The 14,625-nt window shown below is 75.5% G+C and carries 14 protein-coding genes; 9 read left to right on the forward strand and 5 right to left on the reverse strand.

All coding sequences use genetic code 11. The annotated features are described in order from the left end of the window. From F6X68_RS01905 to F6X68_RS01925, 5 genes are all read left to right on the forward strand, one after another. Positions 1-1,539, forward strand: a complete 1,539-nt coding sequence (locus tag F6X68_RS01905; RefSeq protein ID WP_151452598.1) for a SpoIIE family protein phosphatase — start codon at positions 1-3, stop codon at positions 1,537-1,539. A 52-nt stretch (positions 1,540-1,591) separates the two neighbouring features. After that, a complete protein-coding gene (locus F6X68_RS01910; protein WP_151452599.1) occupies positions 1,592-2,167 on the forward strand; it encodes a TIGR03086 family metal-binding protein in 576 nt (191 codons plus the stop codon). A gap of 85 nt (positions 2,168-2,252) precedes the next feature. Continuing rightward, positions 2,253-2,789 (forward strand): PadR family transcriptional regulator, encoded by a 537-nt coding sequence (locus F6X68_RS01915; RefSeq protein ID WP_151452600.1) that lies wholly within the window; start codon positions 2,253-2,255, stop codon positions 2,787-2,789. Continuing rightward, positions 2,786-3,487 carry an ABC transporter ATP-binding protein gene (locus F6X68_RS01920; protein WP_151452601.1) on the forward strand — a complete coding sequence of 234 codons (702 nt, stop codon included), beginning with the start codon at positions 2,786-2,788 and terminating at the stop codon, positions 3,485-3,487. The genes F6X68_RS01915 and F6X68_RS01920 overlap by 4 nt, the downstream gene beginning before the upstream one ends. Continuing rightward, the gene (locus F6X68_RS01925; protein ID WP_151452602.1) at positions 3,484-5,013 is read left to right on the forward strand and encodes an FtsX-like permease family protein; all 1,530 of its coding nucleotides are present in this window, start codon (positions 3,484-3,486) and stop codon (positions 5,011-5,013) included. The genes F6X68_RS01920 and F6X68_RS01925 overlap by 4 nt, the downstream gene beginning before the upstream one ends. Positions 5,014-5,042: 29 nt before the next feature. Here the strand turns inward: F6X68_RS01925 and F6X68_RS01930 are convergent, their stop codons facing one another. Then, positions 5,043-5,231: a hypothetical protein gene (locus F6X68_RS01930; RefSeq protein ID WP_151452603.1), complete on the reverse strand. Its 189-nt coding sequence runs from the start codon at positions 5,229-5,231 to the stop codon at positions 5,043-5,045. 62 nt (positions 5,232-5,293) lie between these two features. Next, positions 5,294-6,253, reverse strand: coding sequence for a YafY family protein (locus F6X68_RS01935; protein WP_192581233.1), 960 nt, complete (start codon positions 6,251-6,253; stop codon positions 5,294-5,296). Between the two features lie 61 nt (positions 6,254-6,314). Here F6X68_RS01935 and F6X68_RS01940 point away from each other — a divergent pair, with 61 nt between their 5' ends. From F6X68_RS01940 to F6X68_RS01950, 3 genes are read left to right on the forward strand one after another with little or no spacing between them, the layout of a single operon-like run. Continuing rightward, complete coding sequence (locus F6X68_RS01940; RefSeq protein WP_151452604.1) at positions 6,315-6,899, forward strand: DinB family protein; 585 nt, start codon at positions 6,315-6,317, stop codon at positions 6,897-6,899. Position 6,900: 1 nt separating this feature from the next. Then, positions 6,901-7,338, forward strand: a complete 438-nt coding sequence (locus F6X68_RS01945; protein WP_151452605.1) for a VOC family protein — start codon at positions 6,901-6,903, stop codon at positions 7,336-7,338. A gap of 29 nt (positions 7,339-7,367) precedes the next feature. Further along, positions 7,368-8,309 (forward strand): threonine/serine dehydratase, encoded by a 942-nt coding sequence (locus F6X68_RS01950; RefSeq protein ID WP_151452606.1) that lies wholly within the window; start codon positions 7,368-7,370, stop codon positions 8,307-8,309. 49 nt (positions 8,310-8,358) lie between these two features. Here the strand turns inward: F6X68_RS01950 and F6X68_RS01955 are convergent, their stop codons facing one another. Further along, positions 8,359-10,455, reverse strand: a complete 2,097-nt coding sequence (locus tag F6X68_RS01955) for a S9 family peptidase (protein ID WP_151452607.1) — start codon at positions 10,453-10,455, stop codon at positions 8,359-8,361. Between the two features lie 90 nt (positions 10,456-10,545). Here F6X68_RS01955 and F6X68_RS01960 point away from each other — a divergent pair, with 90 nt between their 5' ends. Next, positions 10,546-11,895, forward strand: coding sequence for an FAD-binding oxidoreductase (locus F6X68_RS01960; protein ID WP_151452608.1), 1,350 nt, complete (start codon positions 10,546-10,548; stop codon positions 11,893-11,895). A gap of 64 nt (positions 11,896-11,959) precedes the next feature. Here the strand turns inward: F6X68_RS01960 and F6X68_RS01965 are convergent, their stop codons facing one another. Next, positions 11,960-12,391: a hypothetical protein gene (locus F6X68_RS01965; protein ID WP_151452609.1), complete on the reverse strand. Its 432-nt coding sequence runs from the start codon at positions 12,389-12,391 to the stop codon at positions 11,960-11,962. Between the two features lie 162 nt (positions 12,392-12,553). Further along, a partial coding sequence (locus F6X68_RS01970) for a SpoIIE family protein phosphatase (protein WP_151452610.1) occupies positions 12,554-14,625 on the reverse strand: 2,072 nt, incomplete at its 5' end.

Here is a 14,625-nt window from a genome sequence, read left to right on the forward strand (position 1 = left end):
GTGGAGGGCGGCCCGGCGACGGTCCTGGTGGTCGACGACAGCCCCACCAAGCGCTACCTCCTGGTGAGCTGGCTCTCCCGGGCGGGCTTCGCGGTGCTGGAGGCCGAGAACGGCGCCGAGGCGCTGGCCCGGGTCGGGGTGGACCCGATCGACCTCGTGGTGCTCGACGTGCGGCTGCCGGACCTGAACGGCTTCGAGGTCTGCGAGCGGATCAAGGCGGCGCACCCGGCGATGCCGGTGATCCACGTGTCCGCGCACGCGGTGGACGTGGTGGACCGGGCGCAGGGGCTCACCCGGGGCGCGGACGCGTACCTGGCGGAGCCGATCGAGCCGGAGGAGCTGGTCGCGACCTCCCACGCGGTGCTGCGCTACTACCGGGCCCGGCAGCGCGCGGAGCTGCTCGCCGAACGGCTGCTCGGGCTGGCCGACACCACCGTGGCGGTGCACTCCGCGCCGAACTTCGCGCGGCTGCTGGAGGCGGCGGCGGCCGGGGCCGCGCAGATCTTCAGGAGCCCGGCCGCCGTGATCGCCGAGACGTTCGACGGCGACTGTCTCGCCGGGACCGCGGACGGCCCCGACGGCACGGCCACGATCGTCCCGTGGGTCGTCGACGACACCGGGGTGCCGACCGGGACGACGGTCCGGGTGGACGATCCGGCCGCCTGGGGGCTGGTCGACTGGCCGGCGGACGACACGGTCACGGTGGCCGCCACCCGGCTGCGCGAGGACCGGGCGCCGCTCTACGTCGTCGTGCCCACCGCCACGCAGACCGCCCACACTCCCGTGCTGCGGCAGCTCGCCCAGGCCGTGGCGGCGGCCGTGGAGGCGCAGCGCTCCTTCGACGAGGAGCACCGCATCGCGGTCACCCTCCAGCGCAGCCTGCTGCCGCGCCGGATACCGCAGGTCAACGGGCTCGACCTGGCCGTGCGCTACGAGCCGGCGAGCGCGCAGACCGAGGTGGGGGGCGACTTCTACGAGCTGGTGATGCTCGACGGTCACCTGCTGCTGGCGATCGGCGACGTGGCCGGGCACTCGCTGCACGCCGCGACGGTGATGGCCGAGCTGCGGCACGCGGTGCGGGCGTACGCGGTGGAGGGGCACCAGCCGGGCGAGATCCTGCACCGGGTCAACGAACTCATGCGCACCCTGCTCCCCAACGAGCTGGCCACGATCTGCGTGCTGCTGCTGCACCCGCCCAGCGGCCGGGTGCGGCTGGCCAGCGCCGGGCACCTGCCGCCGGCGCTCAGCCTCGACGGCAAGGTGGAGTTCGTGCAGCACTCGGCCCCGCTGCTCGGGGTCCGCGCCCCCCGGCCGCCCGACCTGGAGTTCGTGCTGCCGGCCGGGGCGACGCTGGTGTTCTACACCGACGGACTGATCGAGCGGCGGGACAACACCATCGACGACGGGCTGGCCGCCCTGGCCGTGGCCGCCACCCGGGTCGACGACGACCTGGACCGGTTCTGCGAACGGCTCCTGGTCGAGCTGGCTCCGTCGGAGATCCACGACGACGTCGCCGTGGTGGCCCTCCGCCGCAACTGAGCCGGCCTCGCGCGGGGCGGCGACGTCGGGGCCACCCTCGTACCCTGAGCTGATGGCCACGAAGACTGGTGATCTGCTCGCAGCCGCGGCACCCCGTGCCGTCGCGGTGGTCCGGGGCGTCTCGGACGACCAACTGGACCTGCCGACCCCGTGCAGCGACTACGCCGTGCGCGACCTGCTCAACCACCTCTACGACGTGGTGGTCAACTTCCAGGCCCTCGCCGGCAGGGGGCAACCGGAGTGGGCGGAGAAGCCCGACCACCTGGCCGAGGGCTGGCGGGACCGGTTCGAGGCGGAGACCGCGAAACTGGTCGAGGCGTGGTCGGACCCGGCCGCGCTGGAGGGCGTCTCGCCCGGGATGGGGCTTCCGCAGGAGACGGTCGGCACCATGGTGCTGCTCGACCTGACGGTGCACGCCTGGGACCTGGCCGTCGCCACCGGGCAGCCGTTCCGCCCCGCGCCGGAGGCGCTGCCCCCGCTGTACGCCCTGACCGAGCAGATGGGCCCGATGGCCCGGAAGCAGGGCGTCTTCGGGGAGCCGGTGGGGACGTCGTCGTCGGACGCCCCGGAGATCGACCGTCTGCTCGCCCTGACCGGCCGGGACCCGGGCTGGTCGGCGGGCGCCTGACCTCGAAGCGCCACCAGGCCCGCGCGGCACCCCCGCCGCGCGGGCCTCCTTGACAGTCACTATTCACCGGGTGAATAGTGACGCGGTGTCCACACCGCACGTGTTGCTGGGCCTGCTGGCCGCCGGCAACCGGCACGGCTACGAGCTGAAGCGCGCCCACGACGAGCGCCTGCCCCGCGTCAAGCCGCTGGCCTTCGGGCAGGTCTACTCGACCCTCGGCCGGTTGCAGCGGGACGGCCTGGTGGCACCCGCCGGGCAGGAACGCGAAGGCGGTCCCGACCGCACCGCGTACTCGCTGACCGCCGACGGCCGGGCCGCGCTCCAGCGGTGGCTCGCCGAGGTCGAGCCGCCGATGCCGTACGTCGCCAGCACGCTCTTCGCCAAGGTGGTCGTGGCGCTGCTGGTGGCCGACGCGGACCGGGCCCGCACCTACCTCGTCGCCCAGCGACAGGCCCACACCGAGCGGCTGCGCGAGCTGACCGCGGTGAAGACGGCGCCCTCGGCCAGCCTCGACGACATCGTCGCGGCCGACTTCGCCATCGCCCATCTCGACGCCGACCTGCGGTGGTTGCAGAGCACCCTGGGCCGGGTCGCCGACTGGCACCGGGAGGTGCACTCGTGACGCAACTTCAGGCTCGCGGCGTGGTCAAGGCCTACGGGCGGACACCCGCGCTGCGCGGCGTCACCGTCGACGTCGCCGAGGGGGAGATCGTCGCCGTCACCGGCCCGAGCGGCTGCGGCAAGTCCACCCTCCTGCACTGCCTCGCCGGCATCCTGCGTCCGGACGCCGGCGAGGTGAGCTGGAATGGGCACCGGATCGACACCTGGTCCGAGGCGGCACGATCCAGGCTGCGGCGCACGGAGTTCGGGGTGCTCTTCCAGTTCGGCCAGCTCGTCGCCGAACTGACCGCCGCCGAGAACGTCGCCCTTCCGCTGCTCCTCGCCGGCACCCGGCGGCGGGAGGCGCGGACGGCGGCGCTGTCCTGGATGGACCGGCTCGGCGTGGCCGACCTGGCCGACGTCCGGCCGGGCGAGATGTCCGGCGGGCAGCAGCAGCGCTGCGCGATGGCACGGGCGCTGGTCACCGAGCCCCGGGTGCTCTTCGCCGACGAGCCGACCGGCGCGCTGGACACGCTCACCGGCGAGCAGGTGCTCATCCAACTGGTCCGGCTCGCCCGCGAGCAGCGGACGTCGGTCGTCCTGGTCACCCACGAGCCGCAGATCGCCGCGTACGCCGACCGCGAGGTCATCCTCCGCGACGGCATGGTCGACCACACCGGGCTCGGCCTCGACACCCCGCTGCCGGGCAGCCGCCGGTGAGACCGTCGACGCTGGTACGCCTCGCCCTGGCCGGCACCCGCACCGACACCGCCCGGGTGGCGCTGACCGCGCTCAGCGCCGCCCTGGCCACCCTCGTCGCCCTCGCCGCGTTCACCGTGCTGGCCATCCCCACCCCGCCCGCCACCGACGGCAACGGCAACGGCAGCCGTTGGTCCCACCAGTACGCCAACCAGCTGCTCGTCGAGCCGGGGCTGCGCGGCGGCACGGCCTTCGCCCTGCTGCTGCTCATGATTCCCGTGCTGGCGTTGGCCGGGCAGTGCGCCCGGCTCGGCGCCCCGGCGCGGGACCGCCGACTGGCCGCGTTCCGGCTGGCCGGCGCCACCCCCGGCCAGGTGACCCGGATCGCCGTGCTGGAGGCCGGCCTGGCGAGCCTGCTCGGCACGCTGGCCGGCGCGTCGGTCCACTTCGTCGGCCGGGAGCTGCTCGACCGGCCCGACGCCCGGGGCCGGCTCGTCCTCCCCACCGACGTGCTGCCCACCCCCGGCGTGCTGGTGGCGGTGCTGGCGGGGCTGCCGGTCGTGGCGGCACTGGCCACCGCGCTGATGCTGCGCCGGGTGAGCACGACCCCGTTCGGCGTGCTGCGTACGCACCGCCGGGAACGCGGCCCCCGACCCTGGGCGGGCGTCCTCATCGGCGCCGGGCTGGCCGCCTTCGTCGCCGTCGAACCGGTCACCCGCCTCTACGACCGGCGCGACACCGACCCGCCGTCCTGGCTGGTGCCGGCGCTGCTGCTCAGCGGCGGGCTGGCCGCGATGATCGGGGTGGTCGTCGGCACCGGCTGGATCTCCTGGACGGTCGGGCGGATGCTGCACCGCTACGCCCGAGGGCCGGCCGCGCTGCTCGCCGCCCGCCGGTTGACGGCCGACCCGTGGGCGGGCAGCCGCACCTTCGCCGCCCTGCTGGCCGCGGTGCTCCTCGGCGCGGGCGCGGCCGGGCTGCGGGAGTACTTCGTCGCGGCGGGCGAGCTGAGCCGCCGGACCGGTGGCGGACTGGCCGGCGACGACGGCTTCTACCTGCGGACCATGGACCTGGTGGACCTGGCGGTGGCGGTGGCCATGCTGGTCGCCGCCGGTGGGCTGGTCGTCGCGATGGTGGAGGGGATCACCGCCCGGCGGCGCGCGTACGCGGCCCTGGTGGCGACCGGGGTGCCCCGGCCCACGCTCGGCCGGTCCATCGCCTGGCAGTCGCTGGCCCCCGCCGTGCCGGCGGTGGCCGTCGCGCTGGCCGTGGGCCTGCTGCTGGCCCGGGGGCTGTTCCGCACGCCGACCGCAGAGCACTACAACGAGGTCTGCGACGCCACCGCGCAGCTCTGCGCCGACCCCGCCACCCGGGCGCGCCACACCCGGGTCGTGGCGATGCCGGACGTGACCGTGCCGCCCGACGTACCGCTGGAACAGCTGGCCCTGCTCGGGGCCGGCGCCCTGGCGGGGGTGCTGGCGACGGTCGGCGTCGGCCTGCTCTTCCTGCGCGCGAGCACGGCCGTCGAGGAACTGCGGGTGACCTGAGCCGGGCGCGGGACGGCCCCGGTGCCGCGTCAGGCGGCGAACAGGCCGGCGGAGAGCGCGAGCAGTGTCCCGGCGGCGGCGGAACAGCAGCACACCAGCAGGAACGCGACCACCGCGAGGATCGCCCAGACGCGCCGGTCGCGCGCCGCCGCCCGCCACCCCGACGCCGGTACGCCCTCGGCCGGCTCGTCGTCGTCCACCTCGCCGGCCCCGGTCACCCGGGCAGTCTAGGTGCTGCGGGGCCGGCGGTCCTGGCCATCGCCGTGCGGCGGCGGGCGGGTCAGCCGGTGCCGGCCATCGCCGCGAGGCGGCGGGCGAGCACGACGACGGACTCCCGCAGCTCCGGAGGCTCCAGCACCTCCGCCTCGAAGCCCAGCCGGGCCGCGTGCATGGCCAGCCAGTCCAGGTCGTCCCCGCCGATGGCGAGCACGCACCACCCGTCGCGATCGTCCTCGACGCGCCCCACCTGGGGCGGCACCAGCTTCCGCACCTGGTCGGGGTGGGCGCGCAACCGCACCCGGGCGAGATAGCGGTACGGCGCCCCGGTCACGGACCGCTGCACGTAGGCGACCGGATCCGGATGCTCCCTCGCGTGGAAGCGCCAGGTCGTCGCCGCCACCTCGCGCATCCGGTCCAGCCGGAAGGTGCGCCAGTCGGCGCGGTCGACGTCCCAGGCCATGAGGTACCAGCGGCGGCCGGTCGTGACCATCCGCACCGGCTCGACCGTGCGCTCGTGCTCCCCGCCGTCGCGGCCGGCGTACCGGAACCGGACCCGCACGGCGTCGCGGCAGGCCCGCGCGAGCGTCACCAGCAGCTCCGCGTCGATCTCGACCGCCGGGCCGACGAGGGTCTCGGTGGCGCCGTGCACGGCCCGCACCTCGGCGCGCAGCCGGGCCGGCATCACCTGGTCGAGCTTCGTGAGGGCCCGCAGGGCCGCCTCGCCCGCCCCGGTGACCGTGCCTCCCGAGGCCAGCCGCAGGGAGACCGCCGTCGCGATCGCCTCCTCGTCGTCGAGGAGCAGCGGCGGCAGCCGGGTGCCCGCGCCGAGCTGGTAGCCGCCGCCGACGCCCGCCGTCGCGTGCACGGGGTAGCCGATCGCGCGCAGCCGCTCCACGTCGCGGCGTACGCAGCGGTCGGTGACCCCCAGCTCGGCGGCCAGCTCGGTGGCGGTCCAGGACGGCCGTCGCTGCAACAGCGCCAGCAGGCGCAGCACCCGCTCGGTCGTCGCTTCCACGGTCACCGGCTCATCGTTGCATGGATTACGGAACGATCCTGTCCGCTATCCACGGGAGGCTGGGGCCATGACCGACCAGACCTGGAACCCCCTGCTCCGTGACCAGCTCGCCTGGCACTGGGCCAACCAGTTGCGCGACCGCCTCGACGGACTCACCGACGACGAGTACTTCTGGGAGCCGGCACCCGGCTGCTGGAACGTGCGCCCGCGCGGCACCAGCGCCGCGCCGGTGCAGGCGGGGGCCGGCGCGATGACCATCGACTTCGCGATGCCGACACCCGACCCGGCACCGTTCACGACGATCGCCTGGCGACTCGGGCACGTGATCGTCGGCGTGCTCGCCGTACGCAACGCCACGCACTTCGGCCGCCCGCCCACCGACTACCAGTCGTTCGAGTACGCCCCGACCGCGACCGAGGCGCTCGACCAGCTCGACACCGAGTACGCCGCGTGGCAGACCGGGGTCGAGTCCCTCGGCGAGAGCGGCCTCGCCCGGCGCTGCGGGGAGGCCGAGGGCCCGTACGCCGAGCGTTCCCTGGCGGAGCTGGTGCTGCACATCAACCGCGAGATGATCCACCATCTGTCCGAAGTGTGCCTGCTGCGCGACCTCCACCTGCACACTCATGGGCAGACCCGACAGGAGGCGAGCTGAGATGGCGCGCGACGTCCAGATCACTTTCGACTGCGCCGACCCGGCCGGGTTGGCAACGTTCTGGGCCGATGTCCTCGGCTACCAGTTGCAGGCCCCGCCCGGCGGCTTCGAGACGTGGGAGCAGGCACTGGAGGCGATGGGCGTGCCGCCCGAGAACCGCAACGACGCCTCGGGGTTGGTCGACCCCGAGGGCGCCCGGCCGCGGCTGTTCTTCCAACGGGTACCGGAGGGCAAGCAGGCCAAGAACCGCGTACACCTCGACGTGCGGGCCGCCCCCGGGTTGGAGGGTGACGCGCGGATGGCGGCCCTGGAGGCCGAGGCCGAGCGGCTCGTGTCCCGCGGCGCCACCCGGCTCCGGCGCCACGAGCCCGAACCCCCGCTCGGCGCCGGCCACATCGTGATGGCCGATCCCGAGGGCAACGAGTTCTGCCTCGACTGATCGGCCGCGCGATCGGGCAGGATGGGCCGATGGAGCTGGTCTCGATCGACGACGTCCGAAACGCCGCCGCCGACATCGTGGGCATCGTGTCGCGTACCCCGCTGCTGCGCACCGGATGGGACCCGGAGCTGTGGCTCAAGCCGGAGAGCCTGCAACCGGTGGGGTCGTTCAAGCTGCGCGGCGCGACCCACGCGGTCGCCCGGCTGACGCCCGAGGAGCGGGCGCGCGGGGTGGTCACCCACTCCTCCGGCAACCACGGCCTGGCCCTGGCGTACGCGGCCCGCGCGGCCGGCGTGCCGTGCCGGATCGTGGTGCCCGAGGGCGCCCCGGCCGCGAAGGTGGACCGGATCCGGGCGCTGGGCGTCGAGGTGCTGCTGGTGCCGCCGCCGCAACGCGGGCCGGAGGCGGAGCGGATCGCCGCGACGACGGGTGCGCTGCTGGTGCCGCCCTTCGACGACCGGCGTGTCATCGCCGGGCAGGGCACGGTCGGGCTGGAGATCGTCGAGGACCTGCCCGACGTCGACGTGGTGCTGGTGCCCGTGGGCGGCGGCGGGCTCTCCTCCGGCGTCGCGACCGCGGTCACCGCCCTGCGCCCGGCGGCGACGGTGATCGGCGTCGAGCCGGAACTCGCCGCCGACGCGCGGGAGTCGCTGGCGGCCGGGTCGGTGGTGGCGTGGGGCGAGGAGCGCACCTACCGGACGATGGCCGACGGGCTGCGCCTGCCGCCGTCCGAGCTGACCCTCGCCCACCTGCGGGCACGGCTCGACCGCATCGTCACGGTGACCGAGGAGGAGATCCGCGCCGCGATGGGCCGGCTGGTCTCCGACGCCCGCCTGGTGGTGGAGCCGAGCGGCGCGGTGGCGGTGGCCGCCCGGCTGTTCCGCGCCGCCGAGCTGCCGCCCGGCCGTACGGTCGCCGTGGTCACCGGCGGCAACGTCGACCCGGCGGTGCTGGCGGGCGTCCTGCGCTGAGCGGGCGTCGGGGAGGGCCCTCGTCGGTGCTGGCCCTCCCCGACCCCGTTCAGGCGCGGGCGAGGCGGTCGAGGATCCAGGCGTTGACGAACGCCTCCTCGCGCCAGGAGTCGTAACGGCCGCTGGGACCGCCGTGGCCGGCGCCCATCTCGGTCTTCAGCAGGTAGTCGCCCTGCGGGGCGACCGCCCGCAGCCGGGCGATCCACTTCGCCGGCTCGTGGTAGAGCACCCGGGTGTCGTTGAGGCTGGTCACCGCGAGGATTGCCGGATAGTCCACCGCCCGCACGTTCTCGTACGGCGTGTAGGACTTCATGTAGGCGTAGACCTCCGGGTCGGCCAGCGGGTTGCCCCACTCCTCCCACTCGGTGACGGTCAGCGGCAGCGACGGGTCGAGGATCGAGGTGAGCGCGTCCACGAAGGGCACCTGCGCGACGATCCCGGCGAACGCGTCCGGGGCGATGTTGGCGACCGCCCCCATCAGCAGCCCGCCGGCCGAGGCGCCCCGGGCCACGAGCCGGTCGCTGGTCGTCCAGCCCGCCTTGACCAGGTGCCGGGCGCAGGCCACGAAGTCGGTGAACGTGTTCTTCTTGGCCAGCAGCTTGCCCTGGTCGTACCAGCTGCGGCCCAGCTCGCCGCCGCCCCGAGTGTGCGCGACGGCGAAGATGACGCCCCGGTCCAGCAGGGAGAGCCGGGCGACGGAGAACCACGGGTCCATGCTCGCCTCGTACGAGCCGTAGCCGTAGATCACGCAGGGGGCGGAGCCGTCCTTCGGCGTGCCGGCCCGGCAGACCAGCGAGACCGGCACCCGGGTCCCGTCGTCGGCGAGCGCCCAGTCGCGGTGCTGCTCGTAGTCGGCCGGGTCGTACGCCCGCCCGTCCGGCCCGGGCTTCACCGGCTTCTGCCGGCGCAGCACCATCTGCCGGGTGACCAGGTCGTAGTCGTAGACCGAGTCGGGGGTGACCAGCGAGGCGTAGCGGAGCCGGATCTGCCCGGTGCGGTATTCCGGGTTGTCGTGCAGGCCGACGCTGTAGAGCGGCTCCGGGAAGTCGATGTCGAAGGCGTCGCCGCCGCCGACGGGCAGCACCCGCAGCCCGGTCAGCCCGTTGGTGCGCAGCGAGACGACCAGGTGGTCGGCGAAGGCGTCGACCGCCTCCAGCCGGGTGCCGGGCGAGTGCTCGATGAGCGGCACCCAGTCACCGGGCGCGTCCGCCGAGGTGTACGCCAGCGCGAAGTCCTCCGCGCCGTCGTTGTGCAGGATCAGGAAGCGGTGCCCGTGGTGCTCGACGGTGTATTCGACGCCCTGCCGCCGGGGCGCCACGGAGGCCGGCGCGCCGGTCGGGTTGCCGGCCGGGATCACCAGCACCTCGCTGGTGATCTTGCTGTGCACGTCGATGAGGACGAACCGCTCCGAGCGGCTCAGCTCCACGCCGACCCAGAACCGCTCGTCGTCCTCCTGGTAGACCACCACGTCCTCCGTGGACGCCGTGCCCAGGGTGTGCCGCCAGACCCGGTTGGGGCGCCACGTCTCGTCCACCGTCACGTAGAACAGCACGGAGGCGTCGGTGGACCAGGCGGTGCCGTAGAACGTGTCGGGCACCTCGTCGGGCAGCAGCTCGCCGGTGGAGAGGTCCTTGACCCGCAGCGTGAACCGCTCGTCGCCGGAGAAGTCCGTGGAGTAGGCCAGCCACCGCCCGTCCGGGCTGACGTCGAACGCGCCGAGCGCGAAGAAGTCGTGCCCCTCGGCGAGCAGGTTGCCGTCGAGCAGCACCTCCTCGCCGTCGAGCGGCGCGCCGTCCGCGCTGACCGGCGGCTCGGTCTCGCCGTCCCGGACCGCCCGACGGCACTGCACGCCGTACTGCTGGCCCTCGACCGTCCTGGTGTAGTACCAGTAGCCGCCCTTGCGGCCGGGCACCGACAGGTCGGTCTCCTGGGTGCGCCGGCGGATCTCCTCGAACAGGTCGGCGCGCAGCCCTTCGAGGTGCGCCGTCCGGGCCTCGGTGTACGCGTTCTCGGCGGTCAGGTAGGCGATCGTCTCCGGGTCGTCCTTGCCGGTGAGCCAGGCGTACTCGTCGACGACGGTGTCGCCGTGGTGGGTGCGCTCGCTGGGCACCCGCTTCGCCGTGGGCACGGGGGTCTCGGTGGTCACGGCGCCACGTTACCGGCCGCGCGCCGCCCGCCGCGCGGCCTCGTCGGCGACCCGCCGCCCCATCTTTCGAACATGTGTACGATGGCCGGCATGGCGGCTGCAGCGAGTTCCACCGACCGGCCCGGAGCCCTCGACATCACGCGGCGGTTGACGGAGATCTGCGGCCCGCCGTTCGCCCGCTTCGCCGGCCCCGCCGACGAGGTGGCCGGCCGCCCGGCCCGCTGGGTGGCCGTCCCGGGCGGCACGCGCGCGGCGGCCGAGGTGCTGCGGCTCGCCGCCCGGCACGACCTGACGGTGGTGCCGCGCGGCGCCGGCACGAAGATCGACTGGGGTGCCGCCCCCGACCGGGTCGACATCATGCTCGACACCGGCCGGCTCGCCGGGATCGGGCACGAGCCGGTCGGCGCGCCCACGACCGAGGTCGGGGCGGGCACCCCGCTGCGCGCGGTGCAGGCCACTCTGGACCGCACCGGGCAGCGCCTGGCGCTCGACGCCCCCTCGCCCGGGGCCACCCTCGGCGGCGTGCTCGCCGCCGGCGAGGCGGGACCGCTGCGGCACCGCCACGGCAGCCCCTGCGACCAGCTCGTCCGGGTGCGCTACCTCGACGGTGACGGCGAGCTCGTCGACGCCGGGGGCGGCGTGGCCGGGCTGGAGCTGGCCCGGCTGCTCTGCGGCTCGCAGGGGGCGCTCGGCGTGCTGGTCTCCGCGACCCTGCGGGTGCAGGCCGTCCCGGCCGGCCGGATCTGGGTCAGCCGACCGGTGTGGACCCCGCTGGAGGTGCACGACCTGGTCCGCACCGTGCTCGCCGCGCGCCTCGACCCGGCGGCGGTCGAGCTGGACCTGCCGGCCGGCGCGGGACCCCGGCCGCGCCAGGGCAGCCGGGCCGCCGCGATGGCCGCGCACCCGTCCATGGCGGGGCGCGCCGGCGGCGGCCCGGCCGGCGCCGGTCGGCTGGTGGTGTTGCTGGAGGGCGGCCCGGCCGATGTCGCCGAGCGCGCAGACCGGCTCGTCGCGCTCCTCGGCCCGGGCGCGGGCGCCAGCCACGCCGCGCCCGAGTGGTGGCGGCGCTATCCGTTCGGCCCGGGCGACACGGCGCTGCGCATCGAGGTGCCGATCGCCGACCTGCACGCCGCCGTCTACGCGCTGCGGGACGCCGCCGGCGGCCCCGTCCCGGTGCGCGGCTCCGCCGGCCTCGGCGTGGTGCACGCGGCCCTGCCCGCTGCCATGTCCCCCGACCGGGTGGCGTCGATCCTGGCCGCCGTCCGGGGCGTGCTCCTCGCCCGGCAGGGCCGGTGCGTGGTGGTCTCCGCGCCGGCCGCCGTCCGGCGGGCCGTCGACCTGTGGGGCGAGCTGGCCGGGCTGGCCCGGCTGCGCGCGGCCAAGGAACACCTCGATCCCCACCGCCGCCTCGCCCCGGGCCGCCTCCCGGGCGGCCTCTGACCGCTCCGGCCAGCTCCCGGCGCGAGCGGGGCGGGAGGGCGGCGCGGCCGGGGTCGCGCGCGGCTCAGTCCAACCACCATCCGTGCAGGTCGGCGCCGACCGGCGTGAAACGGCTCGCGGCCACGACCACCGCGCCGACGGTCAGGGCGAGCAGCACCCGCCACGTGCGGCGGGACATGGCCGACCGGTCCCGGGCCAGCAGGACCACGCCGTGGACCGCCAGCAGCGGCCCGGCGACCAGGCCGGCGAGGTAGAGCAGCGACACCGCGCCGTACAGCCAGGTGAGGGGGTTCGCTCCGCTCAGGCCGAACGGCACCAGGTCCTTCGGGGCGTACGCCCCGCTGCGCATCTCCTCGGGGCCGACCCCGGCGGCGGCCATCCGGCCGAACCAGAGCGTGAGGACGACGACGAAGGCGGCAGTCAGCGCCGACTGGGCGGCGAGGACGCTGCGCAGCAGCGGCGGCCGCTCGGCGGATGCATGGACGGTGCTCGACATGCGGTCAACCTAGCGAACTCCTCCGGCGGCGTCGGCTGGTCCGCCTGCTCGACCGGCCGTCCGTCCCGGTGCCCGCCGCCGCGAACGTCCGACCCGATCGCGGCGCGCCGGGCCGTCGACGCCGCACGGTGCCGCGACCCGTGCCGGCCCGGCGACCGCTGCTCAGGTCGCGTCGTTGCGGAGCACCAGGATGGCGATGTCGTCGCGGGGCGCCTCGGCCGAGAAGCCGATCGCCGTCGAGCGGAGCCGGGCCGCGATCACGTCGGCCGGGTAGCCGGCCAGCGGGGCGGCGGCGTCACGCAGCCGCTCGGTGCCGAACAGCTCCCGGCCGCGCCGCCGCTCGGTGACACCGTCGGTGTAGAAGACCAGCGAGTCCCCCGGGGCGAGCGGCACCTCGGCCGTCGGGGAGGCGATCGAGTCGAGCAGGCCGAGCGCGGTGCCGCCGATGCCGACGAAACGCGCCCCGCCGCCGGCGGGCAGCAGCACCGGCCGGTCGTGGCCGGCGAGGTGCAGGGACACGTCGAGCCGGTCGCCGTCGCCGGGGCCGACCGCCGCCAGGGCCAGCGTGCAGTAGCGCCCGCCGCCCCGCTCGAGCAGCGTCTCGTTGACCCGGGCCAGCGCCTCCGGCAGCGGCTTGCCGTCGCCCACCAGCACCCGGATGACGTCGCGGACCAGGCCGGTGACCGTCGCCGCCTGCACCCCCTTGCCCGAGACGTCGCCGATCACCACCAGCCAGCGCCCGTCCGGCAGGGGCACCACGTCGTAGAAGTCGCCGCCGACGTCGACGTCGCCGCCGGTCGGGACGTACTCGGCGGCGAAGCCGATGCTCTCGACCACGGGCAGCACCGGCGGCAGCAGCGACTGCTGGAGGGTGTGCGCGACGCGCCGGCGCTCGGCGTGGATCCGGGCGTTCTCGATCGCCAGCGCCGACCGCCGGGCGACGTCCTCCAGCACGGCGACCTCGTCCGGGTCGTGCCGGTGTCGCTGGTGCCGGCCGACGGCCAGGGTGCCCAGCCGCTGACCCCGCGCGATCAACGGGACGGCGAAGCCCTCCATCGGCGCGCCGAGCGGCACCTGGGTGCCGTTGCGGGACGCCTCGCGCAGCCGGGCCTGGACCGAGTCCGGGCCGGTCTCCGCGAGCACCTGGTGCAGCTGGGGCAGCACCGACTCGTCGGCGTGGCTGGCCGCCGCGAGGCGGAGCCGGCCCCACTCGTCGGTCGTGTGGACCGCGCACCACTGCCCGAGCCGGGGCACCACGAGCTGGGGGACGAGCGCCATGGTCAACTCGACGTCCAGCGACTGCGCGAGCAGCTCGCTAGCCTCGGCGAGGAAGGTCAGCCAGGCCTGCCGGCGGACGTCCGCCCGGCGCAGCCGGTCGTTCTCCAGGTGCAGCGAGAGCCGCTCGGCCATCAGCACGGCCAGCGGTCGCGCGTACGCCGACGGTGCCGCGTCCAGCACCAGTTCACCGGTGTACGGCCGGTGCACGGCCAGCGCCACCCGGAGCAGCTCGTTGCCGGGCCGGGGCTGGCGGCCGTACCGGGCCAGCACCTGGGTGCCCTGCCCGTCCCCCCGGTCCAGCCGCACGACCCCGCCCGCCGCGCCGACCATCTCCGCCACCCGGGTGAGCAGGCTGGTCGCGAAGTCGGGCAGCGGATCCTCGGCGTACGGGTCGGGGGTGGTCTGCATCAGCTCGCTCATGGCCCCGGCGCTCGGCGCGGAGCTCTCCGGGGTCGCCGGTGCGCCGCCTCCGGCGGTCGCCGCGGCGGGTACCCGCGCGTGCCGGGTGCCCGTGGCCGGGCCGGGCAGGTCCAGCCGGAACCACACCCCCTTGCCGGTGGGCAGGTAGGTGGTGCCCCAGCGGCTGGCGAAGTGGTCGACCAGCAGCAGCCCCCGGCCGCGCTCGGAGACCTCGTCGATGTCGGTGGCGTCGTTGCGGACCCCGACGGTCAGCTCCTCCACCGGGCCGGCGGCGAAATCCGACACGGTGACGGTGATCCCGACCGGGTCGGCGACCACCTCGACGTCCAGTTCGGTGCGGGCGTGCTCCACCGCGTTGGTGGAGAGTTCGGTGGTGAGCAGCATGGCCTCGTTGGCCAGTTGGTCCAGGTGGGCCTCGGTGAGGACGGACCGCACGAGGGCCCGGGCCGCGGCCGGCGTACGCCGGTCTGCGGGGAGCCGGACGCGCCGGACGTGCTCGTCTCGGCCCCCGGTCGCCGCGGGCCCTCGTGCGGTCC

The sequence above is a fragment of the Micromonospora sp. AMSO12t genome (assembly GCF_008806585.1).
Lineage (GTDB): Bacteria > Actinomycetota > Actinomycetes > Mycobacteriales > Micromonosporaceae > Micromonospora > Micromonospora reichwaldensis.

What these genes read in the sequence shown, in the direction of transcription:
- F6X68_RS01910 (WP_151452599.1), top strand. Translation starts at nt 1,592, where the DNA reads ATGGCCACGAAGACTGGTGATCTGCTCGCAGCCGCGGCACCCCGTGCC.
- F6X68_RS01945 (WP_151452605.1), top strand. Translation starts at nt 6,901, where the DNA reads ATGGCGCGCGACGTCCAGATCACTTTCGACTGCGCCGACCCGGCCGGG.
- F6X68_RS01950 (WP_151452606.1), top strand. Translation starts at nt 7,368, where the DNA reads ATGGAGCTGGTCTCGATCGACGACGTCCGAAACGCCGCCGCCGACATC.
- F6X68_RS01960 (WP_151452608.1), top strand. Translation starts at nt 10,546, where the DNA reads ATGGCGGCTGCAGCGAGTTCCACCGACCGGCCCGGAGCCCTCGACATC.
- F6X68_RS01965 (WP_151452609.1), bottom strand. Translation starts at nt 12,391, where the DNA reads ATGTCGAGCACCGTCCATGCATCCGCCGAGCGGCCGCCGCTGCTGCGC.
- F6X68_RS01940 (WP_151452604.1), top strand. Translation starts at nt 6,315, where the DNA reads ATGACCGACCAGACCTGGAACCCCCTGCTCCGTGACCAGCTCGCCTGG.